This window comes from Telmatobacter bradus (assembly GCF_048629425.1).
GTDB lineage: Bacteria > Acidobacteriota > Terriglobia > Terriglobales > Acidobacteriaceae > Telmatobacter > Telmatobacter bradus.
The window spans coordinates 1,539,663-1,565,004 of the sequence record NZ_CP184532.1 but is presented as its reverse complement, the minus strand read 5'-3'; the positions used below and the strand labels follow the sequence as shown (position 1 = coordinate 1,565,004).

The window sequence follows — 25,342 nt, the reverse complement described above, 5'->3', positions numbered from 1 at the left end:
AGCCGATCTTTCGTTGTTTTTACGCGTTTTGCAGTGCCCATCCGGAGCGAAAGAGCTTCAACAGATTGCTGACCGCGCACACCAGCCTCCACTCTCCGCTCACATTCTGTTTGCCGCGCATGCTGAAGCGACGAAAACCGCGGCACTCCTTGATTTGTCCAAAGACCGGTTCCACGATCGCCTTGCGTCTTTTGTAGACTGCGCGTCCGGCCTCGGTCTTCAACTTATGTTGCATTTGTTCTCGTGCCGTTGCATCTGACGGGGCTTCACCACAGGCTATCTCCGTTGGATCACTATGTTTGTCGCGGCCTGTGGCGATGTATAAGTCGATTTCAGCTACCGTTGCGTCGGTCACATTTGCTTCGCTGAAGTAGCCGGTATCAGCGCTGACTTTCTCGGGCTTTTGGGCAAGATTCTTTTCGATCTGTGCCACCATCGGCAGTAATTGTTTTTTGTCGTTCGTCTCCTGCGTAACCGCGGCGGCCACGATTACCTGCGCGATGGAATCGACCGCGATCTGCGCATTATAAGCCTGTAAAAAGCTGCCTTTATTGGCGCCATCCGGCATGATGCGGCTCTCCGGATCCGTGAAGTTGCGCTGATCCTTGTCTGCGGGTTTTGCCTTGTCCGGATCAGGGGGATTCGACTTGCGACCACGTTTCTTTTTGCCCGCGCGACGATCTTCTTCCTCGTCAGCCTGTTTCTTTTCTGCTTCAGCAAGTTTCTGCTCAGCCTTCTCGCGGGCCTCGTCTTCGAGTGCCTGCTTCGCTTCGCGAATCTTCTGCAACCGGCTCTCGCGTCGCTGTAACTCGTCGGGAAGTTCTTCGCCGTTCCGATCCTTGCCGTACTGCGCGTCCTCGTCGGCATCCGCTTTTTCCGCAGCAGCCAACAGAGCGTTGATTTCCTGCTTCAGGCGCGCCTCGCTCTCGGTCATGCGCTGGTAGCTCATCGCCTTGTGCTTGCTGGCGTTCGCCCTGATCTTTGTTCCATCGATCGACACATGACCCAGCTTAACCAGACCGGCTTTTGCGCACAGCAACAAGGCCTGCGTGAACAGTTCGGACAGCGCAGCCAGATGCCGTTTGCGAAACTCGGCCAGCGTGGCGTGGTCCGGATGCTGGTCGCCGGAAAGATAGCGAAATGCCACGTCTTCCCAGGTATGCTTCTCAAGCCTGCGTGAGCTGTAAACGCCCGTGGCATAACCGTACAAAAGAAGGCGAACCATCATCTCCGGAGCATAAGCCGACTGGCCGCGACCATCCTTCTCGCGATACGAAGCATAGATCGATTCAAGATCCAATGCCGAAACCACATCCACGACAAAACGAGCCAAATGGCCGTCAGGTAGCCAGTCGTGAAGGCTGGGTGGAAACAGAAGCGTCTGGTTGACCGTGTCTGGAAGGAAGTTCTGGCCCATAACAAAATCGTAATCTGCTGGGCCTGGTCTGGACCAGGACCTCGGGCAATTCTATGGGCGACAGACTCCTAGCCTCTGCCTACCTGCTGGACGGAGCCGATTAATTCGGGCCGACTCACTCCACATAGATTTCATATATCTGCAGGAACGTTCCGACGTCGTCCCCGCTTACACCAAATGACGCGGCCGTTGGCGGATTTACGCAACAGTCCACCGTGATTGAACCAATCGCAGTGCCCACCGGCAACGCTACAGAGTAGGTGGCCTGCGCCAGCGATGGATTCGTGCCCCAGGCCAGCATTACACAGGTAGCAGCAACATCTGCCGAACCAAAGGACGAGCCTGAGGTATAAGCATTGATCACCAGATATGCAATGCCGTCGTTATTGAACAGATCCCACTGGGCATAGGCCGTGGATGCTGCCCACGCCGAGCGGTTATTGATTGTGCCCAGTTCACCCTGCGGTTTTGCCGCACCACCGATGCAGGCCGTAACCGCCCAGGGGGAATCGCTGATCAGATCATTGTCCGTGCTGTAGCCCTGCGTGGCAATGCTCACACAGAGTTGTTGGCTGCTCACCGACGATGCCGACGGGAAACCTGAATATGTGATTCCAGCGTAATAAAAATTGTTTGCCGCGCCGCCGCTGTTTTCATGGCCCAGGCTGCTGATCTGTGCGCAGGTCGACGTATTGTTGTCGTAGGCATACTGGGGCGTGTAAATATCGTCAATCGCAGCGTTAGCGCTATACGTGGTATACGCGCTGGGGCGCAGGCCCACATAAGCAGGCGTAATGATTGAACCGATCAGAAAATACCCTACCTTGTTGTAAAAATCTCCTGTGTTTTTGGTGACAATCGGCGTGATGTTTCCTCCAGAAAAAGAGGCGTCACGGTAATAAACGTAGTACGTCTCATTGGGAATAAGGCCCGTGAAAGACGTAGGCGACGGAGTGCAGCTGGCGGAGTAGCTTCCCCAGGTTGCCGTGAATGGACTTTCCACATAAATGGTTGAACTGGTTGCCGAAAGCGTGACCGCAGTAACCGTTCCTGAAGCGGCCACGGCGTTCATGTCAGACGACGAAAGCGCAAAACCGCAACTTGAATCGCTCACTTCAACCCACGCTGAAACCGAGCCATTGGAGCGGATGAAACGAACCCGCAGATCATAGGCGTTGCCGCTTACCACCTGCGTCAGATAGACCTGATACGACGCACCACTCAGGATGGCGGAATCCATCCATGCCGCAGTTCCCGTGGCGCAGATCTGCACCTGCACCTGGCCACCGTTCAGAACATACGTATCGGTTGCCTGCGTCCAACTCACCAGGATGCGCGGCGTTACGATGCCGTCCGCCGCCACCAGCGCGGTATCGAGGTCACTGACGGCAGCAACATTTTCCGGGGCTGAGACAACCGTGTTACCCGAAGCCGTCAAAACAGGGGAATCGTAAACGTTGAGTTCCTCTTCCTCCTCCCACTCATACACACTGGCGGACGTCTCACAGACGCGCAGCTGCACATCGAGCGTGGGCGCGCTCTCATCACTCGACTGCGACGAACCATGGCCCAGCGCCAGCTGCATGCACCAATCCTCTTCGCTGGAAATTTCGAGGTACTTGTCGCTCCAGCTGAGTGCAGGAAATGTAAACATGAAAACGTCCAGCGCCTGCAGTTGCAGGGCCGACAGATTCATGGTGAGCGTGCCACTGCCCTGCTGCCGATTGCGCATCATGTAGATTTTGGCCAGGCGCTGCGCCTGTGAAACCGACAGGACGCAATCCAGCTGCAGCTCATAGGGTAAATAATTTCCCGCCTCGCTCCAGTACGCGTTGTCGCTCGAATCTGTGCTGCCCGGGGCACAGCCCGCCGGCACGGCCTCGTTCGCCTGCCAGGGCACGCCGCCATAGATCACCACCGCGCCAGAGGTATAGGCATCGGCGCTGTTATACGTGCCACTGTTCGCCGTGTCGGCAATCAGGTACACATCCTCGCCATAGCCGTGGTTTTCATCACAGGCATACATTGGGAAGTTGGTGGGCTGGAAGGCGTACTGGAAGTTGTTCTGCGTTGAGCTGGTGTCGTCGTAGAGGTTGCCCTCCACGTTGTAGGGCCAATTCGGCGCAATGTAGGTTCCGGTCACACGATTGATCAACGCAGACGCTTTGCGATACGGAGACCACTGCAACGCACTGACCAGCGCACTCTGATCAAAGCTGCATGTGGGGCCAACCCAATACGCCGGCCAAATGAACCACTCTCCACCGCTACGCGTCAGGCGTCCGGCGGCCGCCGGCATCATGCGCGCCAGCACGTCCCCCGGAGCCAGTGAGGTGTCATAGTGCATGTGCAGCGAGTAACGAGCCTCTGTGCCCGCATAGCACTCCACCGTCTCGTCGCAGACGTTGGCCGCCGCAATCAGCTGGTCCTGATTGATGGAGCTATCGCCCAATCCCCAGGTAGGATCAGAGATTACATCGGCCGCATTCAGAGCCCAGTTTGCCGTCCACGCCTTGGTGCCCGTGCGTGGATCATAGATGTCTTTTTTGCCATGCACGGTGAAGCGAATTTCCGGGAACTGGGGGAATGTCGATGAATCGTATTCCAGCTTGAGATAGACCCAGGTGCAGCCGCCCAGATAGGGCGTCAGATTGTCGGTAGGCGGCGCATCGATGCTGACCGTCGCTCCATTTGTGTATCCGTTGCCGCCGCTGTCCAGCACGAGGTTCACAACCTCGCCATCCGAGATCTCCGAGTGCGCCGTCGCGCCGCTACCTGCACCGTCCACTGCCAGGATCTGGACGCCGGGAGCTGAAGTATATCCGTTGCCAGGGCTAGAAATGCCAAGGCTGTCAACGGCATCGCCATTATCGCCAGCGGTTGCAGTCGCAGTCTCGTTGTAGTTGGTCACAGCCCAGTTGCTGTCGTTGGCGTTCAAGTCCGAAGAGAAGCCGGTGGATGCCGTTTGGTCACCGTAATAGGCCGCGCAAAAAACCAGCCCACCGAAGTTATAAGTGCTACCGTCCGGGCCGGTGTGGCCACTGCCATCAGCGTTGCCGCCAAAGTTATAGCCGCCCACCGTCTGGTTCATGTGCGAGCCAGCCGTCCAGTACACCTGCCGGCCATCCAGATACAGCGCCTCGATTGCCTGACACTCATGCGTGGCCAACACAATCACCATATTGTACTGGCGTTTGGTGCTGCCCGTAGTGGAGCAATAGACGATGGTGCCGCCCACACGCTGAATGCCGCGAATGATCTGCCGCAAACCGGCAGGCGTGCGCGTAGTCACGCCCAGACCAGAGCTGCTGCCCAGGGCCTGCGCAATAGCTCCCGCACCCGTGGCAAGGCCTACCAAGAAAAGAGTCTCAAATATTTTTGTGTACGCTGAGCTCAGAATTAGCTCAGGATCGTACATCGCGGCTCCGACACCGACCGCCACCGCACCTAGTTCCGATGCTGCCTGCACTGCCTTACTCATAATGCCAAGCCCTCTTCACGCGCCGAATGGAAAACTGATACAACCCCGCTTCACCTACCGAAACGAGAGATGAGCCGTTCAAATGGACCAGCCCAGCCACCAGAGAACCCGTCTGCCCCTCGAAGACAACCAGGTCACCACGTCTGGCCGTCAACGGATGCGCCAGCTCTGCCAGACCATGTTTTTGCGCACACCACGCCGCCGCATCGGCTACGGTTGTACCGCCCGTAATCGCCTTGATGGCCGCCAACGCACCGGCTTCGTCGGTGTATTTGCCGCGAAAGTCCGCAGCAATATCTACGCCCGTATTGGCCAGAATTCCGTCTGCCGCAAACAACGCACAGTCGTTCGATCCCCAGGCGAACGGCACCTTGGCACGCTCCAATAAAAAGTTGTGATACGCACGCGTTGCCCAATGTTTTTGCCGACCAAGAGCCATCATTTCCCCGCAAGAAAAAGGCGGCCCAATGGCCGCCCTGCTGGTGTTCAATAAAAAGTTCGTGTTGAGTTTCTGGCTGCGCTTGCGCCACTATCAGCTAGAGCTTCCCATGGTTGCATAGCAGTACGAGCCGGGCTCGATAGATATTGTGCCACCGTTACTCGCAAAGAAAATGGAGGCGCGAACACCCATACTTCCGGATGCAACAAGGAAGATATGCAACTTGGCCACGTAGTTCGTATTGGCTGCCTCCAAAGCAGAGGGAATGCCAATCAGAGTGAGGCCTGCGGCGGTGGTTGTGCCCGGCGTGCTTGGCGTGAGATTAGAGCCCCCTCCAAACTCACCTGAAAATGAAGCAAGGCTCAGTGCACTCGAAAGATCTAGATAAAACTGCGGAAAATATGCAACCGAACCGGATTGCCAAATCATGCTGCATTCGAATGCAGCAGGCGCGCCCGCAGGAACGTACCCCAAGCTCATCGCCGACTTTGGCGTCGTTGTTGTATTTTGCACGACACTCGCCAGATAATTGGTATTCGGAATAAGGGCGCAGCTTTGCCCGAGAGCACACGTGTACCCATTGATGGTCATGTAATCGTACGTGAGGTATTGCGACACATCAATCTGAGATCCCTCCCATATGCCCTGGGTGATTGTGCCCACAGTTGTAATGTCACTGCTACCGCCAGCGGGCTCTCCGCCGAGACTCGAAAGCGTGGGAATAGCACCACCATCATCGATTGATGTGCAGGACGGATTTGCGCATACGGCCATGTCGCCACCGTTTGCACCCGCAGCCTCGCTGGTGACCGGGTTGGTCAGCGGCGCCTGATAATCTGTGCCCGCAACCGCAGACGAAATACCGCCAGACCCCGTGCCCTTCAGGATGCCCGTGGCCGTGATGATTGGCTGCCGCGCTGCTGCCGCGCCCGCCGCATCGTAGGCCGTGGAAGACGTAAACGCAGCCGAGCCAAATGCGGTGCCGCTCGATTTTGTGCAGGCGATAGCCCCGCCGGAAGCCAGAGTGCAATCCCCGCTCATGGTCGTGGGTATGTAGGCTGTGCCGTCCGCGTTGCCGACAGAAAATTGCCCGGAGCTGGGTGCGGTGTTGGGCATTACGCTGGCCAGCGTCTGCGCAGCATTCGCCACGTTGCCCAGGCCAACCATGGCCGCCGTGTAATCTCCGCTGGCCGCAACCACCGCGCCCGTGCGACCAAAAACAGACGATACCGGTACCGCAGGCAGAGCGGTCCACTCTCCGGTGCCACCGTCAACGTACTTCCCCGCCGCAGCGGCGCCGCTACCAATCTGGCTAACGCCGGCAGTGCCGCTGACCTGCGCCACGGCTACCTGTGCGCAGTTGGCCGTGCCCGCCGCCGTCACACCCGTGGCATACTGCCCGGAGCTGCACTGTGCGGGTGTGGACGCCAATGCCGAGGCCGTGGCCGCATTGCCCGTGGTGTTTGCGGCGTTGTCGGGAATATCAGCCGCAACTAAAGCCGGAAGCTGCGAGTGCAGCAGCGATCCGTTGATATTGTAGAAAGCCAGCGCCACCGCACCCGTCTGGCCGTTGACGCTGAGCACACTGGCCGGAGGTGCCAGCAATTCGACCCAGTTGGCCAACGTGGTGGCCGGAGTCTGGGAAAGGATAAACGACTCGCTAAGGTCAGTGCGTACGCAAATATCGCCCTGGTCCGCATCGAGCAGAAGCATGGCAGCCTGCGAGGCTACGGTGTACACATCGTCGATGGTGATGGGCGGAATTTCGCTGGTAGAGAGGATTCCGCCGCTGGTTAACAGGGCCGCTCCGCCCGCCTGCCCGAGGTCGGAAAGATCGGCGCTCGACGGTTGCTCCGTGGCCACAACACCGCCTGTTGAAACGCCGGTAACGTACTGATGCGCCGTGGCCGCAAGAGCTTGCACACCGCCCAAAGTTGAAGCCGTGGGCGCGGGCATACGCGCTGGCGGAACCGTACCGCTACTCAGGTTACTGGCGTTGGAACTGTACGCCTCAGCGGTGGCTACGGAAGCACTCTGCGCCACGCTGGCCGAACCCGCAGGATCACTGGCGGCAATCGCAGCAGCCTGCGCAGCGGCGGCAGAGGCCGAGGCAGCGCTGGCGTCCGTGGCCTCGGCGGCTTCAGCGCGGGTCGTCTCAGCGGTCACGGCGCTCTGCGCAGTAGCCGCAGCAGTCACCGCCGTGTTGGCCGTAGTCTGCGCGGCGGCAGTAGCAGAGGCATCGACAGCCTCAGCAGCTTCAGCACGCGTAGCCTCGGCACTCGCGGCACTCTGCGCAGTGGCCGCAGCAGTCACCGCTGAGTTTGCCGTAGTCTGCGCAGCTGCAGCGGCGGTGGCGTTGGCGCTCTCGGCGGATTCGGCCCGTACAGTCTCAGTACTCAAGGCCGTGTTGGCCGTGCTCTGCGCGGCGGAGGCGGCGGTAGCATTGGCGCTCTCAGCAGCCTCGGCCCGCGTAGCCTCAGTACTCACGGCGCTCTGTGCAGTGGCCGCAGCAGTCACCGCTTTGTTGGCCGTGCTCTGCGCGGCAGAGGCAGCACTGGCGTCTGCGGCCTCAGCGGCCTCGGCGCGAGTTGCCTCAGTGGCTACAGCGGTGTTGGCCGTATTGGCCGAGGCCTGCGCGGCAGAGGCAGCACTGGCGTCTGCGGCCTCAGCGGCTTCGGCGCGAGTTGCCTCAGTGGCTACAGCGGTGTTGGCCGTATTGGCCGAGGCCTGCGCGGCAGAGGCAGCACTGGCGTCTGCGGCCTCAGCGGCTTCGGCGCGAGTTGCCTCAGTGGCTACAGCGGTGTTGGCCGTATTGGCCGAGGCCTGCGCGGCAGAGGCAGCACTGGCGTCTGCGGCCTCAGCGGCCTCGGCGCGAGTTGCCTCAGTGGCTACAGCGGTGTTGGCCGTATTGGCCGAGGCCTGCGCGGCAGAGGCAGCACTGGCGTCTGCGGCCTCAGCGGCTTCGGCGCGAGTTGCCTCAGTGGCTACAGCGGTGTTGGCCGTATTGGCCGAGGCCTGCGCGGCAGAGGCAGCACTGGCGTCTGCGGCCTCAGCGGCTTCGGCACGGGTGACCTCAGTGGCCAGGTCCGACGCCGCCGCGCGCGAGGTATCGGTGGGATGCACATGGTCTGCACGGGCATATTGCGTGCTGACGCCCACGACCGCCGCTCCGTCCATCAACGGCGTCACCGTGCTGGGCGCTGGAATCATCCGCTGCACAGCCGCCGAAGACAGAGCAGGAATATAGGCATCAAAGCTCCAGTTGCTGCCCGTGGGTTGCACACATCCATACGGACCACCCAGCGCCACATGCGATCCATCCGCCGACAGGCCAGCACCCAGCAGCACCCTGCCGTCGATTAGATTCACGATGGTGACCGCATAGCATATTTTAGGATCTGCCAGCAGCGCATCCGGGACCGAGAGCGCAAACGCCCCCTGCGACACAGATGCAGTGAGTGGCAGCGCCAGCACCTGGCCACCGTTGCCACCAATCACCGCCGCCGCTATGGTGCCAGGAACGCCCGTGGCAGGCTGCCAGTAGATTGTTCCATTGACCGCATAGCTACGTGTGCCACCCACCAAAGACGCAGACACGGCAGTGTACTGCGCACAGGCAGGAACCGCGACAAGCGCAACCAGACACACGAATACGCATACGGCAATATGCCGCAAAATGCACTTCATAAAAGCCTCCAGAGAAGAGTCGTTTTATAACAAATTCAGAATTGGTGTAGAGGGAGTTGATGAGGCAAAGCGCCGTTTTCCCCAAGAAAACGGCGCTTTGCACACACTTTCAGACTGCACGGTCATTCTGAATTTGCTCTAGCCCCACTGCAGGGCAATATCATTCAGCCGCTCAACCCACGCAAAACCACTGTCATCGGAGTAATACGATCGCTGATCGGCCAGCGTATAACGCCGGTTGGACGCACGCTGCAAATTAGACATTCTAGTTTCCAGCGCGAGGGCGATGTCGAACACCTCCGGGCTGATCTGCATGTTCGATTGATCTACCGTGCCACCAAACATGCAATAGCGCGACTGAATTGCACCGTTGGCAAACGCGGCCAGCCAGAGGCAACAGGACGCGCCGATCTGAATATCATTCAACGTCTCAGTCAGCAGGGTGTTATCAATCCCCGAGAGTGCAACAGTCATTCCAGATGCATGCACATTGGAACTTTCAGCGATAGCTCCCACTGAACCCAGAGCCGCCACGCCACGATATGTGCATCCAGCATAGGAAATGGATGAATACCCAGACCAGATGTGCTCCACACCTGTGCTCAACGTAAGATCGAGCATGAAGCAGGGACGCACCACGTTCGAGCCCACGGAACTTACCATCAGCGAGGGCAGATCACGGGCCATCAGCGAGCCTCCACACACTTCAGGCTGACAGTGGTCAGCCGGGACGGGCTCCACTGAATTTCACGACGATTGGAGGCCAAACGGAAGAGCCCCTGCGGCTGAGCCAGAACAATCACAGTGCCATCGGCTGGCGTCTCGCGCAGGCTAGGCCACACGGTAACCGTGGCCGCACCGGTAGAGTCCGCACTGGCGGCCTCGCACACGGAGTACAGCCTGTAGCCAACCTGCAACTGCTGGCCCGCCACCAGCACGATCGCGCTAGCCGGCCAGCCGCGCGTTACCAGCGTATTAGTCAGCGCGAGGTTATTGGTGGAAACCGAGCTATCAACCACGGGAGAGGCAGCGTCGGAACTCACGGACAATGCACCCGGGTCATAGAGCTGGAAGACGCGTGCGCGGCCATGCAACTCTGCCAAAAAGCCGCGCCAGGAAGCAGCCGTGGCCAGCGACATGGGAGGCAACGTAATGGTGGCATCCCAATAGTCGCCGCCCACCCACTCAAAGACCTGCTCGGCGCGATTGTACGGCGACGTGCTCACGCCCACCGTGTCATTCATGCCGATGGATACCGCCGCCGCGCCCGGGCTGGAAGGCACCGTGCACAGCTCATAGGTATTACTTCCGATTGTGATGGTCTGCATCGGTTCCGTCTCGATTCGATTTTTAAAAGGATGGTTGCGGCATCTCTAGAGCTTGTTGGCGCGGGGTGAACGACTATTGCGGAACGATGGCCGCGCGCGCCATCGCGGTCATGTGGGGCACGTAGGACGCCATGGCGCGGTTCACAGCGGCCTGCACCGCCGCCGGATCGGTAGATCCAGTGGCATCGATGGAGGTGTGAAAGTTGACGCCGCCGCCACCGCCCAGCGAGATTGCGTCGTTGGGAACAATGCGGCCCGAACTGGCCGACATAAAAAGCTCCGGCCCGTTTTCACCCACCAGCGCCGCCGTGCCCGCTCCGATTGTGCCGCCACTGGCAAAATGCGGCAACGCAAACGATCCAACTGCGCTCGTGGCAGACCGCACAAGATTCCCCAGGCCTCCGCCGCCGCTCATCGAGGAGAGGATGGCACCGTTCGCCTGCGCGCCAGCCATGTTATCGACATACACATGGTAACCATCGCCTTTTTTGCCAAATCCGAAGGCCTTCATGATTTTGCCTTCAGCGCCCTGCAGCGCGTCTTTGCTGGCAGTGCGAAACACGCCTGCGCCCATGTCACCCCAACTGGTTTTTTGTCCACTAAGAGCGCGCACCACCGTGTTGTTAAATTCATCGAGAGACTGCTTAAGACCCTCGCTCAGATAACCGCCAAGGTCGGTAAACTGATTGGCCAGCTTATCTGTTTCTTCGTGCAGCCTTCCCATGGCCGTGGTCATTTCTTCCGTCTGACGCGACTGCATATCAGACACGGCGTACTTGCCACCCAGGTCATTACGCTGCGTTTCAAGGCCGAGAAGCTTGGCACGCGTCTCATAGTCAACGCCGCCAGTGATCTGCTCAAAAGCAAGATTTCCGCTTAATTCATGGATCTGCTTGGCAATAGCGGCGTCCTGTGCAAGGTACGTCTGAAACTCGCGCACGCGGGCACGGCTCGCCTCAGTATGCGCATCCATCTGGCCTCGGGCAACGGCCAGCTTGTCGGCTTCCTCCTGAATTTTTGCGTTCAGGCCGGCCTGCGAACTGGAAGCTTTTTCCTGCGCCGCCGCATACTCGGCGTGGCCGGAGTCGCTCGCTTTAAAACCGTACAGCCCACCCGATTGCTCATCCATGACGTACTGGCTCTGCTGTTCGCCAGATGCTTTTAACCGCGAGCTCATAGGCGCATCAAAATACTTTTCATTGGCGGCGCGCAGCCGCTCCATGACCGCTACCCACTCGCTCGACCCCTGATCGAAGACTTTTACACGATCGCGCCAATAGCTGATTTCGCCTGTCAGGCTTTTGCCATGCAGCAACTCATCTGTCTGCAGCTCACGCTCCATTTCAGCCAGACGCTCAGCAGCAGCATGCTTTGCGGCTTCGCCAGCCTGCAAATGGTCAACAACTCCCTGCTTATCCTGCTGGGTATGCGTCAGATCGACACTATCGGCCATGTCACCGAGGGAGCCAATATAGTTTTTCAATGCGCCGATGCGTGGGCCCTGATTGTAGCCATTTTGCCCTGCACCGAACTGCTGGGCACGCTGCTCATGCACTGCATCCTGCAACTGCTGTTTGGCCCACTGGATTTCATCCTTGAAGGCTTTTACACGCGCCTCATCAAAGGTGCGCATTGCCTCTTCAACCGCCTGCGGGCTAGCTCCAGAGCCGCGCATCGCCTCACTTTTATCGCGCTCGGAAACCTTCATGTCCGACATCTTTTCTTCAAGGTCCTTGGACCGGCCTACGATGTCACCTTCACCCTGCACACCAAAGAATCGCGCTACGATCCCGGGCTGCGCCTGCTTCAGCGTGTCATGCAACTTACTGACGCTTTCAGTAAGTTTGGTGCTGAGCTTTTCAGCCGAAACTATTGCCTCATCAATGGCTAGCTTGATGCCACTCTGTGGCTTATGCTCCAGCTTGGCAATGGCAACATCCAGCTTGTCGTTTGTAACGCGCAGCTCATCGTTGTTCTGCTCAAGCGGATCACGAAGCGACCTCCAGGCGGCCGCGTTTTTGCGGGCGGCTTCTGCCTGCTCCTCAAAAAACTTGGCGACCTTTCCTCCCAACTCGACTACCGCAGATCCCATTGAGAATATGGCAACCGCACTAAATGCCTGCGCAACAACCTTTGAAACTCCCGGCAATGCCACCAGAAACTTTTGCACGTGGCGAGGAAGATGCACGCCGACCTCTTCGCCAAATACAGCTACCGCGCCCTGCGCTTCTTTAAGTTCGCGCTTGACCGTGGCCGAAGCAGCGCCAACGCCGGAGCCCATCTCCGCAGCTTTTTTGCGCGCATTCTCAAACGTCTGCGACAGAGAGACATCCTGCCCCTCAAAGATCACCTTTACATTGCCAGCAACTGCCGTCATGTCTCCTCCAACAGAAAAGCCGCCCCGAAAGGCGGCTTCCCGAAACATCGATTACTAAGACAGGTTATGTGTGAGTGATTGCATACACAAATGAAACAACGATTGCCGTGAGCAGGTTCCCGACAAACACGGCAAATGCAATTCCCAAAAAACCAATCGGTTTGGAAATTACCGGTGCGTGATTTTCTTCCACCGCAGCAATAACTGGCTTATGGTTTCCATTTTCATCAAGAGACGTCCAAGGAAACAAACTTTCCTTTGGGGAGGGGCCCTTAACTAACACACTGTCCGGTTCAGAAGTTACGCTGGCCATCTGATTTTTCCTCGGAAAAATCATAGCACAGAATCATTTTCTCGCAGCCGCTTCAAACTGTTCGACGAAGTCTGCAGTGCTGGCCTCGATCGCCTCAGCTACTGAGGCCTCAAACCCAGGGCGGATAAACGGATAAGCCGGAACATCATCCATAAACCCCCGTGCGGCTTTAATCTGGTGAGCATTTTTGGCCTTGCGGAGCACGTTGCCGGCCGCATCGAACTTCATATAGCCGCCCTTCACCATCCGATGGCCATACTCTACAAATTTTGCCGCCCAGGCAGTGAGCTTTCCGGGAAAGATCACGGCCTGCAACGACTTTGTCTCCCGATTACGCTCCAGTAACAGTTCAATATCCTGCGCAAGGGCTCCCGGCGGCAGAGCCGTTCTGCTGGGTAGCACCGGGCGCATGGGCGCACGCTCAGTAATCGCCTTCTGGATAACCCGGCCACCGGCTACCAGTGCGTGCGCCTTGCAGCGGTCCGCCTCGTTCGCGCTCAGGTTCATGAACTTTGTATCAAGCTCATTGAGGCCCTGCAGTTTAAATTCAGCCACCTTTTACCTCTTCCTCTGGCTCCGCAGGAGGCAGACTCCAGATCTTGCGGAATGCCGCGGCGATTGCGGCTCGCTTTTCTTCGCTCACCTGGTCACTGGTTTGAATCGCACTGGACGCCGCATCGGCCAGGGCACCTGAGCAACGACTATCCGGCATGAAATCTGCCGGGCGTACAGGAGTTTTAGGCCGCCCCATGGAAAAGTTCACCACCGTGGCGCACAACAGAGCGGTTTGGAACTGCTGGAAGCGTTGCTGCTCGCGCAGTCGATTTTTCAGATGGCGCAACATATTCGGAGTGCTGCGCCAGAACTCCCGTTCACTCATCCCGAGGTCATAACGGGCCATGCTCCACAATGACAGCCAAAGCTTTTCTCCGGTCAGCTCTGGCTGGCCTGAGGGTTTCCTTCGGCTTCCTCCTCCGGTTCTCCCATCGCGTCAACATACAAAATGACGAGGGCGTTCCAGATGGTGCGCCAATTCTGCATGGTTACCATGGAAGAGGCCTGCTGCAAGCTAACCTCCTTATGATGGCGCTGCAATGCCGCATAGAAAAACGCACAGATCAGATCCAACTTTGGATGATCGGCAGTGCGGCGATCCATGCCGCTCAGAATAGGCACATCCGCAATGCGCTCGGCTACGCGGATCGCCTCAATATCAACAACAATCTGATACGACTCACCGTCGATTTGCAATTCTCTGATGGGCGCAAGGCCCGACATTTTGCTCTTTTTCACATTCACCTCCTGAGGTTATTACGAACCAAGAAAACCGAAGCACCTACAAGGCCAGACAGGTGCTCCGGAACCGAAAAGATAAAGCAGCCCTCTAGCTACCGGCGGTGAACGCTTCAACACCGGTCTGCTGGAAGGTCAGGCTGAATACGACCTGCTTGTCAGGACTGGTGCTGAAGTTGACGCCAAGGATATTTGCGTTGAACGAGATAGAATCTCCCGTGGTGGTCTGTGCCGAACTCTTGGGAAACGTGATGGTGATCTTGTCTGGAGATGTACTTTCATACGCTGCGATGGCCGCCGTCTGGCCCGCATCCGCAGTGGAACGGTTCCCCTTTACCGTTACGCTTTTGCCACTACGTATAGTCTTTGTAAACTCTTCCGCAAGAGACTGAAAATTGGTTGCATTCACCGTCTTCCACTCCGGCATAAAGTCAGGAAGCTCGGTAATTTCGCCAATCGCGATAGGTACGGACCCAATGGCAATAACAGTTCCAAGCCCACCATAGGCCTGAGTGCTGGCATACGTCGTCATGATGCGCTGCTCCTTTTAGGATGGAAGTGAGTAAGAGATGCGGAACTCGCACATGCGCCGAAACACACGCTGCTCGGTGCTGAAATCGGTTCCAGGATTTACCAGAATGGCACTTAGAACATTGGTGCCGTCGGAGAGAGTTTGCTTCCAGCCATTGAGGCGCTGGATGATTGCGGATCGTATTGCATTTGCAACTTCGCCCGGCTGCAGGTTATTTGCCGCATCCGGCTGCACAGCGAGAGCATTCAGCTCTAACCGGCTTTTAATTACGCCCGAGGTATTGAACGTAGGAGCGGATGCGGAGCCTCCCACAAACGCGTAGGTGATGCAGGGGATCATGCTCATATCTGGCGGAGCATCATCGTAGAAGATACGGCCAGAAACATACGTATCGATTGCATCTCCGCCATTCGATGCCGTCAACTGCGCAACTATGCCCTCTGAGAGGCTCACTGACCACCCCCATCCACCTCAAGGCAATAGAGCAACAACACCCGATTACGTTCGAGGACGTTTTCGACGTACTGCACGATGAACGTGCGATCGCCGAAGATCACACAGAAATTCGCCTTGATCACGTCCGCAGTCCAGCGCAGCTTGACGACATGCGAGACCTGCGAGACGATCTGCGCGGCCATGGAGGTTTCACGGCCACCGGCGGTGTAGATTGCGGCATATGCCGAACGCACCGGTGCCCACTCCGTTGGCGTAACCGACATGCCGCACGCGCCCGCCGCATAGACCGGGCTTTGAACAGAGACTGCGTGGCGCAGCTCACCGGCGTCGATCACCAACGGATCACGACGGGCAGGAATACTGTTTTTTGCCATGGGTTGCTAAAACCTCAGATCGCGCCACGGGGCAAGCAGTGATTTGACGCCCTGCGGAATATCCTGCGCGTCAGGGTTGCGATTCTCGTACCAGTGCGCGGTGAGAATCATGATGGCCGCCACCACCGACTGCGGCATGGTTCCGAAGTTTGTCACCTGCGCGCCGGTGTTATTGACTGCCTCCTCGGAGAGCGTGGCCACGCCGTTTTCATCCACCGAAGCAATCGATGCGGTCAATGCAGAGACAGCGCCGCCGCCCGAAGCCGCACCGGCTGTGGGAACAGTGATGACCGCGCCAACATCGCGTTGCAGGAACCTAAAAGACGACGTCAGCACTGCCGAGCCGCTCGTCATCTGCACCGAAATCTGGCCCCAGTAGCCGGTAAGGCAACCTGCACCGCATTGGCTACCACACGCGCCACGGGCCACATGGAGCCAAAGAGCGGCATCAGGCGCGCGGGCTGCGAATCCAGATCCTGAATGCAGTAGAGGTTCGCATCCAAATCATTTTCAGAACTGCTGACGGGCGTGAACGCCTGCGCGTTGCCGTTCTCGTCCTGATAGGTGAAATTGACGATCTGGCGAACCTGCGGCCAGGGCAATGCAATGGCATAGCGAATGCCCACCAGCACAGCATTGGATCCGGAAACAAATGGAGAACTGACACGCTGGCCAGCTAGTTTGAAATCGACGTAGCCAGGAAAGAAATCCATAAGCAGACGTTTGGTTTGGAAGACAAACGCCCGCTCGCAGTAGGCCTCACACCACTCACGCGAGGCCGTAATCATGCTGGAGATCAGCACCGCATCGGCAGTTTCTCCCGGGTCGAGACGCAGGTAGTTCTGCATTTCGCGCAGCGCCACCGGCTCCTGCGTTGGCTGTACGAGTGTGAAAAAGGCCATGGCCTAGATTTCCTTTTCAGCTTCCGCCTTGGACTTCGCCTCAGCTTTTTCCTTTTCGTAGGCCTGCACGCGAGGATCATCCTCAGGGAACGTGTAGACCTCCACCGGCATGGTGAGTTCCTCACTCTTTTTGGCAGAAATTGCGATGCTAGCTTCAACCAGGGCGTTGGCCAGCTCATCCTGCAGCTCAACCACGTAGCCGGGAGGAAACGAAAAATCCCTGAGACGCCGGGCAACATCCGCATGGCCAGCGATGGATTGCAAAATCTTGATTTTCACCTGAACCTCACAAACACCAAGGGCGACCCGAAGGCCGCCCCTGAAAGGTAATAACAACGCTTGACACTACGAGGCGGAGTTCTGCCAGGCCGCTACCGGATGCGTACCGGCATCGATCAGATTGGAGTCATAACGCAGGAAGCCGGTAAAACCAACCTGCAGGTAGTCTGCATAACGCTCGACCAGGCGCATCATGGTGACGCCACTGGCAACCTTGCCAGCATTGTCGGTAACGTCGCCTCCGCCTGCAGCCACAATGCGCACATTGAACTTGCTCAGGTCGCCAAAAAGCAACGGATAGGCGCTGGCAGCCATGGTGGGCATGGCCTGGTTGATGACATAGGGCTTATCGAGGATGGTTTCGGGCGAGTTATTCCCGAAGCCCGCATTGATGCCCGGCTGCCAGAGCGGGCGGTTGTTACCGTCCACCAGCTTGCGCAACACCTTCAGGCTGGAGTCGGCAAACATGAACTTGCAGCTCGGCGAGTTGCGATAGGCCGGATCGACGAGGTGGACGAGGTTAACCAGGTCGTTGTAGACGATGCTGGTGGTTTCACCCGTGGCACCCTGTACGGTGTTACCAGCAGCAATCACAGCCGTGGAAAGACCCGTGGGCTGGTTGGACCCAGTGCCGACCGTGCCGTAGTAGGTAACCTGCCGTCCGAGACGCGTGCCAAGCTTACGGGCCACGTAGGCGTTCATGTCAAAGTAGGAATCTTCAATGAGGGCCAGCGGCACCAGGATAATATCCGAACTGCCGGTGTACGCATTGAAGGTGGCCTCTCCAAATGTGATGTCAGCTTCAATTACCTGCGTATTGATGGCCAGGATGCGACCCATGTTTTCCGTGTCGTTATCGGTGGGCCAGGGCAGCGGCTGACCGGTTTCGGTCATAAAGACATTAACCTCGCCAAGGATGCCACCATAGAACTTCAGAGCCTCTTCCAGCTGGTTACTGAAGCCCCGCGGAACCAGGTATCCGCCACCGGTAGTGGTGATGGTCTGGGCGTTGCGAATACCCTCGGAATTCGAGAGGAAGCGGCTGCTCATGAGCTTGCGCTCATCCCCCTCCAGCGCCTCCATGCCGCCGCGCATCCACTTTTTGAATGCCTGCATGTGCGGACTGTTATCAACCCGCGCAGTGCGGCCCGCACGGCTGGCAGCAACCTCGGCAAACGCCGGAGCAATCTCGGTTTCATTGAGAGCGCCGAGGGAGGTTTCGATTTTGGTGACGGCAGCTTCAGCCTCGATCAGAGAATCGAGCGAATTAACCTCATCGGTCATCGTGTTCCAGCTGGAACGCTCTTCGGTGTTGAAGCCGCGATCATCCTTTTTGACAGCCTCGACCATGGCGCGCATCTGCGTGGCAAGCCGCGCACGCTTTTCCTGCATTTCTTTCTTCGTCATACTCTCTTCCTCTCGGTTTGTTTTTTGCGCGCCCGCCGGCTCCCGGGAGACGGCTGCAAACGCACGAAGTCCCCCGTCGGCCCGCGTGGGCCGGTTGTGCGGGGAGCTTGTTGGTCTGTGCTGGTTAGAGGTTTTGCTCGATCATCTGCAGTTCGGCTTCGAACATGCTCAGATCAGAGCTGGTCTTTGCGGCGGGCGGCGGCTCGACAGAATTCGAAGCGGCCCCGTGGCAGTTGCAATTATTGGCGTCGCAGTTGTCAGCATCGCAACCACGGCATTCACACTCATTGCAGCGCCCGTCTTGGCAGGGCGCGCAGTAGCACTGGCAGTCATCGCCCTGCGCCTGATTGCGCAACGCGCTGGGCAGGTTCTTGAGGTGTCGCAGGGACTTGAATCCACGCGCCAGTGCCATAGCTGAATCCTCGTCCTCAAGGTCTGCCACGGCGGTGGCCAAGTTGAGATCAACGCAATCCTTGGCGCTGAGCCAGCTTTCGGCGTCCATCAGCTCATGCGCCTTGTCTTCCGACAGGCCTGCGCGATCCATGTAGGTTTGCGCCACGGAGGCCGAGACACGATCCAGAGTGTCAGCCGTCTTGCGCATATCGTCGGCGTAGCCCTGACAGGTGCTCCAGGCATTGTGGATCATCATCATGGCGCTGTTGCCCATGACGCGGGTGTCACCGGCCATGGCGATTACACTGGCTGCCGAGGCCGCAATACCGTCGATGCAGACGTTGACCGGCTTACCTTGCGCGCGCAACAGGTTGTGGATGGCGATGCCCTCAAACGCATCGCCGCCGGGCGAATTGATGCGTACCGAGATGGCCGTGTGCGGGCCAGCCTGATCGATCTGCTGTTTCACTGTCTTGGCGGTGACGCCACCACCCGACCAGTAGTTCTCGCCAATCTCTTCATAGACGAGCAGCTCCAGCGTGCCATCACCCTGCACTGCCGCCTTGAAAACAGGCTTACGCATGTTGATTTTCATGGCCGTCCTTCGATAAGCGCCCGGTAGAGCGCGGTGTAGACCTGATCAGTGAGGGTTGTGGCGAGGATTGCAGCCTGATCGATGGACCATTCAGCACACTTCGCCGCCTGTTGACGGGCAAGGTTTGCGGACTGATTTTCGGCAATTTCCTTCATCTCCTTGTCTGGGGTGAAGTACATAGCCATGACGCTTTCTGCCATGGACGCGATCACCGGCTGCAGAGCCCGATAAGCCGCCGCCTCATCCCGATTTTTGCGGTTGACGATGCGGCCCACCGCATCGCGGAAGAGCCTGCGATAAGCCGCTGTGACGCGGGTGCGGCGCAGATCCGTGATAGGCTCGCCCTGATCGGTGTCGGTGGACGTCTCGTTGTCTTTTTGGGCAGCCGAATCCATGGCAGCCTCGGAGGCCAGCTGCTTGAGCGGGATGGTATTGAGCGGAGCCAAGCGCACTTCGCCGCCCTCTTCCACGGGAATTGTGTTCTGGCGCAACTGACGCAAACAATCGTTGGCGTTGTACACACCACCCAGGCGCAACGCCATCATGCCCTGCACCTGCGAGGCATAATCACCACGCTGGAAGGCGTTAAAGTCGTGCTCAACGAAATAGCTGCCCGAAAGCAGCTTACGATTAATTTCCTGCTCAATGCGCACGGCCCACGGGCGCAGACAATAGCGAATGTAGTCGAGCGACTGATGCTCGATGTTGTTGTTGGTGGCCCGCTCCAGAGATTGCAGCAGGTGCATGGGCACACGATAGAGCGAGGCAATCTCTTCCCGCTGAAACTTGCGCGTTTCAAGGAACTGCGCGTCGTTGGGATTGATGGTGAGCTGCTCCCACTTCATTCCCTCTTCCAGCACCAGCGGGCGCAACGCATTCTCGGCAGTCACCGCTTCACGGATGGACTTTTTGAGATTCTCAAGCGCTTCGGTGCCCAGCTGGCCCGGATGCGAAAGAACACCGGAGGCCTTTGCGCCATTGCCGAAGAGCTGCGCTCCAAACTTTTCTGCCGCGATGGCAATGCCAAACGCATTTTTGCAGGTCTGGATGGGCGACATACCCACGTAACCGTCAAACGACATGCCGGGCAAGTGCAGTACATCATCAGGGTCGATGTACTGCACTTCGCCCGTGTTGGTGGCAGTGGTGGCATACAGGAGCTTGCGCTTGCCGCTTTTCTCATCCACCGCGCGCAGCACCGGGCTGGTACGCTCGGAGGGCAGCGGCAGAAGCTCCCGCGTGCGCGAAGCACCATCGCGACGGACAAATGCATAGCCATTGCCCCAGCCGAGCGCCGAAGCCAGCCATGCCGACCGGAACGTAATGCTGGTCATCACACTGTTGGGCGTAGATTGCAGGATGCCGTAGAGCGGATGCTCTGTGGCCTCGCGCACCGTGCCATCGGGCAGCCGCTGCATGACAGACAATGGCAGCGAAGCCAGATCCGACGAGATGATCATGATGCAGGCGTAGGCGGTGGTGATGCGCATGGCCTGCTTCTCATTGACCATGACGCCTGCATCGGAACGGCCCAGACCCAGCGACTCAAAAAGCTCCGAATAGGGAAGCAGTGGCTGGGCCGGATCTTCCAGCGAGAGATTGCTGATTCCAAGCCTGCGCGTGAGGACGCCCATCAGGAATTTCCTTTCGTTGACGCATCCGGGCGCTGCGCACGGCCCATCAGGCGCACCCCGGCGAGACAGAAGAGGCCAAAGATGACCAGCGCCGCCGGACGGCTCCAAAAGGCAATGCCACCGACGATGCTGGCCACGCCGACCAAGAGCAACGCATCTTGCAGATCAAACTTCATATCGTGATAAGACCTCGGGTTGCGTAAACAGATTTGCGTGGCGGCACTGCGCTAAGCGCCGGGTACATGGCGTTGAAGAGCGCACTGGCCGGATCGATTTTGTTGATGCGACCATTTTCCTTGCGGGGAAAGATGTTTTCGTTGGCGTCGGGCTTAACCACCACGTTGCCGATGGCCCAGGCCAGTACCGGATCACCCGTGTGATGGAAGCGCCCCGCGACGACAGCCGCCTCCACTTCCTTCATGGCCGGATCGAGATACATCCAGCGCTGCGGAATGTCGAGCACCTTTTCGTCGCCCAGGCGCTGCTTCAGCTCCTGCTGCATCTGCATGGCCTGATGCGGATCAAAGGCGAGGCAGGCATGATTGAAGCGCTGAAGGTCTGCCTCAATGTCATTCATCACCATGGCCAGCTTGATTTCCGGCCCGGGGTGGCCCACCATGTGGCCCTGCTTGACCCAGCGCTCGTAGTGCTGATGCTCACCATCATTGGCGCGATCGAGCGGCACATAGTGCGTGCTGAATGCGTAGTAGTGCCGCTGCCCGTCGATATTGCGCACAAAGAGGCGGCAGCGCGAAGTAAGATCGATGCGCGCACCGAGGTCCTCGCCCTCATAACAGGGGTCGTGGAGAAAATCTGCAATGTTGAGCGAAGCATCGGCGCAGCGCCGGCAGGCCTCGATGTTCATCCAGGCCTGCCGCGCATTCACCCAAATATCAAGATGCTTGATGAGAAAACTGTTTTGCCGATTCGCGTTCTGTACGGCCTGACGCTGGTCGGCAAGAATGTTGGCCGGAATAACACTGACGCCAAAGTTCGGGTTGGCCTCAACCACAGCCTCACGCGTGGTCCAGTATGGAACCTCGGTTCCATCTGGCCCGGGAACCAGCCGGTACGGATCGTCTACCGTGTAGACAATGCAAAAGAGCCGGTCATTTTCGATCTGCCCATCGAGCACCTTTTCCAGCTCGTTTTGCAGCTCATGGCAAGGGCTCTCAGGATTGACGCCAGCAGTAGAGATGACGAGCTGGAGGGGCTGCTGGCGCGCCATCATGCCGGTTTTTGCGGTTTCGTACTGCGCGAAAGTCGGCTGCTCGTGGAACTCGTCGTGAATGAAACCGTGCGGCGAGGGACCGTCGCCCGGGTTGCCGATGACGATTTCGAACTTCGACCCTTCGTCGAGGACGAACATCGTTTTTTTGCCGAAGCTGATGCCGTAGTGCTCTTTGAAGAAGCGCGCGCGGCGCGCCATTTTGCTGGCCGGAGCAAATACCTCGTTGGCCTGCTTCTCACTGCTGGCACCGCAATAAACCTCAGCGCCAGGCTCACCATCCGCGACGAAAAGAAAGAGTCCAACGCCTGCGGCCAACGCCGTTTTTCCGTTTTTGCGCGGAACGATGACACGCGCCTCAGTGAAGCGCCGCATGCCGGATTCTTTACTGATCCATCCGAACAGGCCGCAGATGATGAATACCTGCCAGTCTTCCAGCTTGATGGGATGGCCACCCAGAGCCCACTGCCCCTTGACGTGCGGGAAGCACTCGATAAAGCTGCAAACCCCTCCGCCACGCTCAGCATCAAAGCGGTACTCCCAATCGCCCTTGGCACGCTCCAGATCATCGAGGTGACGCTGGCAGGCCAGCCGCACCCACTTGCAGGCGGTGATGCGGCCCTCCAGAACATCATGGCAATACTGCTCAGCCCGCTTTGCGTAACGCACCCAGGCACTGTTGACGCGCTTACGCGCCACGCGTGCCATACTGCCCCCAATTCGGCCCATCCGCACTGTGCCTGGATCCGGCATCAGGATCGCGCTCACGCACCGCGCCCATAACATGCGAACTGTCAACCGGCGTCATGCCCATGGCGGACAACGTGGATTTGAGCTGCGCGAAATCTCCGCTGGGCGCACGCCCCTTGAGCCGTACCGCCTCGTCGATCTGATACTGCAAAACACAGGCCATGCGCAAAAGAGCCCGGTGCGACGAATTCAACACCTTCAGAACACGGTCCTGCTCAATCAACTCATGCCAGCAGGCAACCAGCTTCCTGCAACGACCAACTTTCTCGGCCTGCGAAGTCCATTCCTCTGGGGGAGGCCCGATTGGAGGCAGGACAACCTTAGTCGCCTTCGCCGCACGCGCACGCGCACGCTTGGGGTTCTTCTTGAGCGCTCCGCTCATTTCGAGAACCTTCAGCGGCTTGGGTGGACGTCCTCCGGGCATACAAAGACCTCAGGCCTGCACAGACATTTCGCGCGGCCAACTGAATCAAATGAGCTTCTCCTTGGGCTTTACAGCGCAAACAACGGCTATTCCACCACTACAAGGCAATCAAGCACATTCAAAACTGCAAAACATAAAACGTTGAGTTTTGTGGAGAAAGAGAGGGGGGTCACATGTCGGTCTACGGCCACTAGGGATGGGAGGATTTCAACCCCCTACCCCTACGCCCGAAGGCACCATCCTCTACCGCAGTTTTATAACTGTGGCACTCATGGCAAAGCGACCGCCAGTTGCGCTTATCCCAGAAGAGCTTCATGTCGCCTCGATGCGGAATCTTATGATCTACATCCGTGGCCAGTACAGGCTGTCCCGCGTGGTGCTTATACGGATCTACACACAGCGGATAACGTGAAAGGTGTCCTGCCCGCACTTTCTGCCAAGCGCGTCCATATCCACGCTTAGCAGCGCTCTCTCGATTGCGATCAGCAATCACCTTCGCTGATCGTGGTTGGCACGTCGCGCAGTATCCGTGCTCCACCACGTTCGGACAACCAGGCCGCGCACACGGACACAGCACTAGCGCGCCTTAAAGAAAAGCTGTTCAGCGATCAAACCAGTGAACGCCATAGACTGTTCGTTCCAGTCATCTGGAAACGCAACCTGCTTGCCACCGGGCAACGCAAAGCGCTTCTTCCATTGCTTGCCTGCTGGCGCGTAATACATCGTTGCACCGTGCGTAATGTCAGCCAACACACCGGTTGCCGCCTGTACAGCGACCTCTTGCGCCGCCAACCAAAAAGCATCTTTCTCTTCCGGCCAAATCGCCAACTCAGGATCGCCATGCGCTGTCAGACTGCTGAACTGCCATGGCCGCACGCATTCGTAGTACACGCTGGTCTTCCGCTGTGCCGCGCGATTCAGAATCACGCTTGCCACGCTGTGCATACCAAGCTGGCCACCGCTGCGGTTCTCACGCCAAATCGTCAGCGCCAATATCACCTGATCCAATGCACGCATTAACTCACTCGCTTTCTATATCTGCACAAACGCGAACGGCGCTTTTCGCATTTCGCTACTTAGCGCCGCTCTCTCTGGGGGATTTCGTTACTGGATTGCGCTCAGATCCGCCATCAGCTGGGCCTGATTGAATCCCGCAGGCGATTTCTGGCAGTTAATCCAGTTAGCATCCAGCAGCGCATGTGCTTCGTCCACATACTTCTGCCAGAAGGCTACGGTCATGCGTTTCATCTGACCCCAGGTGATGCATGTAAATCCGGTCTCGTCGTAGGCCGCAACAAACACACAATGGCCGCCCCAGCTGCCACTCTGCGCATCGGCGCCGCCATTTGGCACCACGTCCCACACATCCTGCTTCTGGGCCGTCAGCGGCAGATTCACGCCAATATACACGCCGCCATACAGATTGATTGCCTGTCGGATTTCATCCAGATTGACAACGTTCGCGTCAGCAAACCCCAACAGTCTGTTGCCCGCAAACGTCTGCGACTTCCAACGCTTTAAAACATCCAACTCGACGCCGCCATTGTCGGTGTCCGCCGCATCGTTCGGATCGTAGCCGTCCCACTGCTCGTAGTAACTCAAAATCGTGTTATCCGGAACTGTGACCATCGACCCCGTATTTACCGAAAACACCTGCACCGCATGTCCAACGCCAGCAATGGTGCAACAGCCCAGTTGGTCATTCAGCATCATACCCCAGGCAGTCACACCTTTGGTCCAATCCCTGCTTACCGGCGCTGCCGGCAATGCTGGTGTCATGTAGCACGCCAACTGGAGCGTGCGCTTATCCAGCCGCACCTTTTGGCGGCCAAGCTTCATCATCGAGTGATCTGCCATTTTCAGCCCTCAACCAAACTTCTGATCTTGTTCTGCACCGCTCCAGAAGGAACGATCCACGGTTTCTGTAAACACTGAATCGTCAGCGTCTCGGCGTGCGGATCATACTCCCAGCTCAACGTAAAACCCTTTGCCGACGTCTGCCCACTCAATCCGCCGATTGTCACTCCGGTCTG

General features: G+C 58.0%; 26 protein-coding genes. All 26 read right to left on the bottom strand.

The window, feature by feature from the left end; genetic code table 11:
* Positions 1–19: 19 nt before the first annotated feature.
* Positions 20–1,417 carry an IS1182 family transposase gene (locus tag ACOBR2_RS06740; protein WP_420236173.1) on the bottom strand — a complete coding sequence of 466 codons (1,398 nt, stop codon included), beginning with the start codon at positions 1,415–1,417 and terminating at the stop codon, positions 20–22.
* A gap of 115 nt (positions 1,418–1,532) precedes the next feature.
* On the bottom strand, positions 1,533–4,898 hold the full coding sequence (locus ACOBR2_RS06735) for a hypothetical protein (RefSeq protein WP_420239269.1): 3,366 nt from the start codon (positions 4,896–4,898) through the stop codon (positions 1,533–1,535).
* Positions 4,891–5,340 (bottom strand): DUF6950 family protein, encoded by a 450-nt coding sequence (locus ACOBR2_RS06730; protein WP_420239268.1) that lies wholly within the window; start codon positions 5,338–5,340, stop codon positions 4,891–4,893. Before ACOBR2_RS06730 ends, ACOBR2_RS06735 begins: the two co-directional genes overlap by 8 nt.
* A gap of 90 nt (positions 5,341–5,430) precedes the next feature.
* Positions 5,431–9,024: a hypothetical protein gene (locus ACOBR2_RS06725; RefSeq protein WP_420239267.1), complete on the bottom strand. Its 3,594-nt coding sequence runs from the start codon at positions 9,022–9,024 to the stop codon at positions 5,431–5,433.
* Positions 9,025–9,162: 138 nt separating this feature from the next.
* The gene (locus ACOBR2_RS06720) at positions 9,163–9,711 is read right to left on the bottom strand and encodes a hypothetical protein (RefSeq protein WP_420239266.1); all 549 of its coding nucleotides are present in this window, start codon (positions 9,709–9,711) and stop codon (positions 9,163–9,165) included.
* Positions 9,711–10,352 (bottom strand): hypothetical protein, encoded by a 642-nt coding sequence (locus tag ACOBR2_RS06715; protein ID WP_420239265.1) that lies wholly within the window; start codon positions 10,350–10,352, stop codon positions 9,711–9,713. Before ACOBR2_RS06715 ends, ACOBR2_RS06720 begins: the two co-directional genes overlap by 1 nt.
* Before the next feature lie 73 nt (positions 10,353–10,425).
* Positions 10,426–12,729 (bottom strand): hypothetical protein, encoded by a 2,304-nt coding sequence (locus tag ACOBR2_RS06710; protein WP_420239264.1) that lies wholly within the window; start codon positions 12,727–12,729, stop codon positions 10,426–10,428.
* 64 nt (positions 12,730–12,793) lie between these two features.
* Positions 12,794–13,042, bottom strand: coding sequence for a hypothetical protein (locus ACOBR2_RS06705; protein ID WP_420239263.1), 249 nt, complete (start codon positions 13,040–13,042; stop codon positions 12,794–12,796).
* A gap of 33 nt (positions 13,043–13,075) precedes the next feature.
* Positions 13,076–13,597, bottom strand: coding sequence for an HK97 gp10 family phage protein (locus tag ACOBR2_RS06700; RefSeq protein WP_420239262.1), 522 nt, complete (start codon positions 13,595–13,597; stop codon positions 13,076–13,078).
* A complete protein-coding gene (locus tag ACOBR2_RS06695) occupies positions 13,590–13,943 on the bottom strand; it encodes a hypothetical protein (protein ID WP_420239261.1) in 354 nt (117 codons plus the stop codon). Before ACOBR2_RS06695 ends, ACOBR2_RS06700 begins: the two co-directional genes overlap by 8 nt.
* Positions 13,944–13,975: 32 nt before the next feature.
* Complete coding sequence (locus ACOBR2_RS06690; protein ID WP_420239260.1) at positions 13,976–14,335, bottom strand: hypothetical protein; 360 nt, start codon at positions 14,333–14,335, stop codon at positions 13,976–13,978.
* 91 nt (positions 14,336–14,426) lie between these two features.
* The gene (locus ACOBR2_RS06685) at positions 14,427–14,867 is read right to left on the bottom strand and encodes a hypothetical protein (RefSeq protein WP_420239259.1); all 441 of its coding nucleotides are present in this window, start codon (positions 14,865–14,867) and stop codon (positions 14,427–14,429) included.
* A gap of 15 nt (positions 14,868–14,882) precedes the next feature.
* Positions 14,883–15,320, bottom strand: a complete 438-nt coding sequence (gene gp17 / locus ACOBR2_RS06680; protein ID WP_420239258.1) for a tail completion protein gp17 — start codon at positions 15,318–15,320, stop codon at positions 14,883–14,885.
* A complete protein-coding gene (locus ACOBR2_RS06675) occupies positions 15,317–15,697 on the bottom strand; it encodes a head-tail adaptor protein (protein WP_420239257.1) in 381 nt (126 codons plus the stop codon). Before ACOBR2_RS06675 ends, gp17 begins: the two co-directional genes overlap by 4 nt.
* A gap of 6 nt (positions 15,698–15,703) precedes the next feature.
* A complete protein-coding gene (locus ACOBR2_RS06670) occupies positions 15,704–16,051 on the bottom strand; it encodes a head-tail connector protein (protein WP_420239987.1) in 348 nt (115 codons plus the stop codon).
* A complete protein-coding gene (locus ACOBR2_RS06665) occupies positions 16,048–16,599 on the bottom strand; it encodes a hypothetical protein (RefSeq protein ID WP_420239256.1) in 552 nt (183 codons plus the stop codon). The genes ACOBR2_RS06670 and ACOBR2_RS06665 overlap by 4 nt, the downstream gene beginning before the upstream one ends.
* A gap of 3 nt (positions 16,600–16,602) precedes the next feature.
* The gene (locus ACOBR2_RS06660; RefSeq protein WP_420239255.1) at positions 16,603–16,878 is read right to left on the bottom strand and encodes a hypothetical protein; all 276 of its coding nucleotides are present in this window, start codon (positions 16,876–16,878) and stop codon (positions 16,603–16,605) included.
* A 66-nt stretch (positions 16,879–16,944) separates the two neighbouring features.
* On the bottom strand, positions 16,945–18,285 hold the full coding sequence (locus tag ACOBR2_RS06655; RefSeq protein ID WP_420239254.1) for a phage major capsid protein: 1,341 nt from the start codon (positions 18,283–18,285) through the stop codon (positions 16,945–16,947).
* A gap of 124 nt (positions 18,286–18,409) precedes the next feature.
* Positions 18,410–19,261 (bottom strand): head maturation protease, ClpP-related, encoded by an 852-nt coding sequence (locus tag ACOBR2_RS06650; RefSeq protein WP_420239253.1) that lies wholly within the window; start codon positions 19,259–19,261, stop codon positions 18,410–18,412.
* Positions 19,262–19,269: 8 nt separating this feature from the next.
* Positions 19,270–20,907, bottom strand: coding sequence for a phage portal protein (locus ACOBR2_RS06645; protein WP_420239252.1), 1,638 nt, complete (start codon positions 20,905–20,907; stop codon positions 19,270–19,272).
* Positions 20,907–21,083, bottom strand: a complete 177-nt coding sequence (locus ACOBR2_RS06640; RefSeq protein WP_420239251.1) for a hypothetical protein — start codon at positions 21,081–21,083, stop codon at positions 20,907–20,909. The genes ACOBR2_RS06645 and ACOBR2_RS06640 overlap by 1 nt, the downstream gene beginning before the upstream one ends.
* Positions 21,080–22,843 carry a terminase large subunit gene (locus ACOBR2_RS06635; RefSeq protein WP_420239250.1) on the bottom strand — a complete coding sequence of 588 codons (1,764 nt, stop codon included), beginning with the start codon at positions 22,841–22,843 and terminating at the stop codon, positions 21,080–21,082. The genes ACOBR2_RS06640 and ACOBR2_RS06635 overlap by 4 nt, the downstream gene beginning before the upstream one ends.
* A complete protein-coding gene (locus tag ACOBR2_RS06630) occupies positions 22,824–23,309 on the bottom strand; it encodes a hypothetical protein (RefSeq protein WP_420239249.1) in 486 nt (161 codons plus the stop codon). The genes ACOBR2_RS06635 and ACOBR2_RS06630 overlap by 20 nt, the downstream gene beginning before the upstream one ends.
* A gap of 190 nt (positions 23,310–23,499) precedes the next feature.
* The gene (locus tag ACOBR2_RS06625) at positions 23,500–23,739 is read right to left on the bottom strand and encodes an HNH endonuclease signature motif containing protein (protein WP_420239986.1); all 240 of its coding nucleotides are present in this window, start codon (positions 23,737–23,739) and stop codon (positions 23,500–23,502) included.
* Positions 23,740–23,885: 146 nt separating this feature from the next.
* Positions 23,886–24,326: a cell wall hydrolase gene (locus ACOBR2_RS06620; RefSeq protein WP_420239248.1), complete on the bottom strand. Its 441-nt coding sequence runs from the start codon at positions 24,324–24,326 to the stop codon at positions 23,886–23,888.
* An 87-nt stretch (positions 24,327–24,413) separates the two neighbouring features.
* A complete protein-coding gene (locus ACOBR2_RS06615; RefSeq protein WP_420239247.1) occupies positions 24,414–25,166 on the bottom strand; it encodes a hypothetical protein in 753 nt (250 codons plus the stop codon).
* Positions 25,167–25,342 lie beyond the last annotated feature (176 nt).

Coding starts and splice junctions, on each gene's coding strand:
- ACOBR2_RS06685 (WP_420239259.1), bottom strand. CDS start 14,867: ATGACGACGTATGCCAGCACTCAGGCCTATGGTGGGCTTGGAACTGTT.
- ACOBR2_RS06705 (WP_420239263.1), bottom strand. CDS start 13,042: ATGGCCAGCGTAACTTCTGAACCGGACAGTGTGTTAGTTAAGGGCCCC.
- ACOBR2_RS06645 (WP_420239252.1), bottom strand. CDS start 20,907: ATGGGCGTCCTCACGCGCAGGCTTGGAATCAGCAATCTCTCGCTGGAA.
- ACOBR2_RS06730 (WP_420239268.1), bottom strand. CDS start 5,340: ATGATGGCTCTTGGTCGGCAAAAACATTGGGCAACGCGTGCGTATCAC.
- ACOBR2_RS06615 (WP_420239247.1), bottom strand. CDS start 25,166: ATGGCAGATCACTCGATGATGAAGCTTGGCCGCCAAAAGGTGCGGCTG.
- ACOBR2_RS06740 (WP_420236173.1), bottom strand. CDS start 1,417: ATGGGCCAGAACTTCCTTCCAGACACGGTCAACCAGACGCTTCTGTTT.
- ACOBR2_RS06675 (WP_420239257.1), bottom strand. CDS start 15,697: ATGGCAAAAAACAGTATTCCTGCCCGTCGTGATCCGTTGGTGATCGAC.
- ACOBR2_RS06640 (WP_420239251.1), bottom strand. CDS start 21,083: ATGAAGTTTGATCTGCAAGATGCGTTGCTCTTGGTCGGCGTGGCCAGC.
- ACOBR2_RS06720 (WP_420239266.1), bottom strand. CDS start 9,711: ATGGCCCGTGATCTGCCCTCGCTGATGGTAAGTTCCGTGGGCTCGAAC.
- ACOBR2_RS06635 (WP_420239250.1), bottom strand. CDS start 22,843: ATGGCACGCGTGGCGCGTAAGCGCGTCAACAGTGCCTGGGTGCGTTAC.
- ACOBR2_RS06630 (WP_420239249.1), bottom strand. CDS start 23,309: ATGCCCGGAGGACGTCCACCCAAGCCGCTGAAGGTTCTCGAAATGAGC.
- ACOBR2_RS06665 (WP_420239256.1), bottom strand. CDS start 16,599: ATGGCCTTTTTCACACTCGTACAGCCAACGCAGGAGCCGGTGGCGCTG.
- ACOBR2_RS06725 (WP_420239267.1), bottom strand. CDS start 9,024: ATGAAGTGCATTTTGCGGCATATTGCCGTATGCGTATTCGTGTGTCTG.
- ACOBR2_RS06650 (WP_420239253.1), bottom strand. CDS start 19,261: ATGCGTAAGCCTGTTTTCAAGGCGGCAGTGCAGGGTGATGGCACGCTG.
- ACOBR2_RS06670 (WP_420239987.1), bottom strand. CDS start 16,051: ATGACGAGCGGCTCGGCAGTGCTGACGTCGTCTTTTAGGTTCCTGCAA.
- ACOBR2_RS06735 (WP_420239269.1), bottom strand. CDS start 4,898: ATGAGTAAGGCAGTGCAGGCAGCATCGGAACTAGGTGCGGTGGCGGTC.
- ACOBR2_RS06655 (WP_420239254.1), bottom strand. CDS start 18,285: ATGACGAAGAAAGAAATGCAGGAAAAGCGTGCGCGGCTTGCCACGCAG.
- ACOBR2_RS06695 (WP_420239261.1), bottom strand. CDS start 13,943: ATGGCCCGTTATGACCTCGGGATGAGTGAACGGGAGTTCTGGCGCAGC.
- ACOBR2_RS06710 (WP_420239264.1), bottom strand. CDS start 12,729: ATGACGGCAGTTGCTGGCAATGTAAAGGTGATCTTTGAGGGGCAGGAT.
- ACOBR2_RS06715 (WP_420239265.1), bottom strand. CDS start 10,352: ATGCAGACCATCACAATCGGAAGTAATACCTATGAGCTGTGCACGGTG.
- ACOBR2_RS06620 (WP_420239248.1), bottom strand. CDS start 24,326: ATGCGTGCATTGGATCAGGTGATATTGGCGCTGACGATTTGGCGTGAG.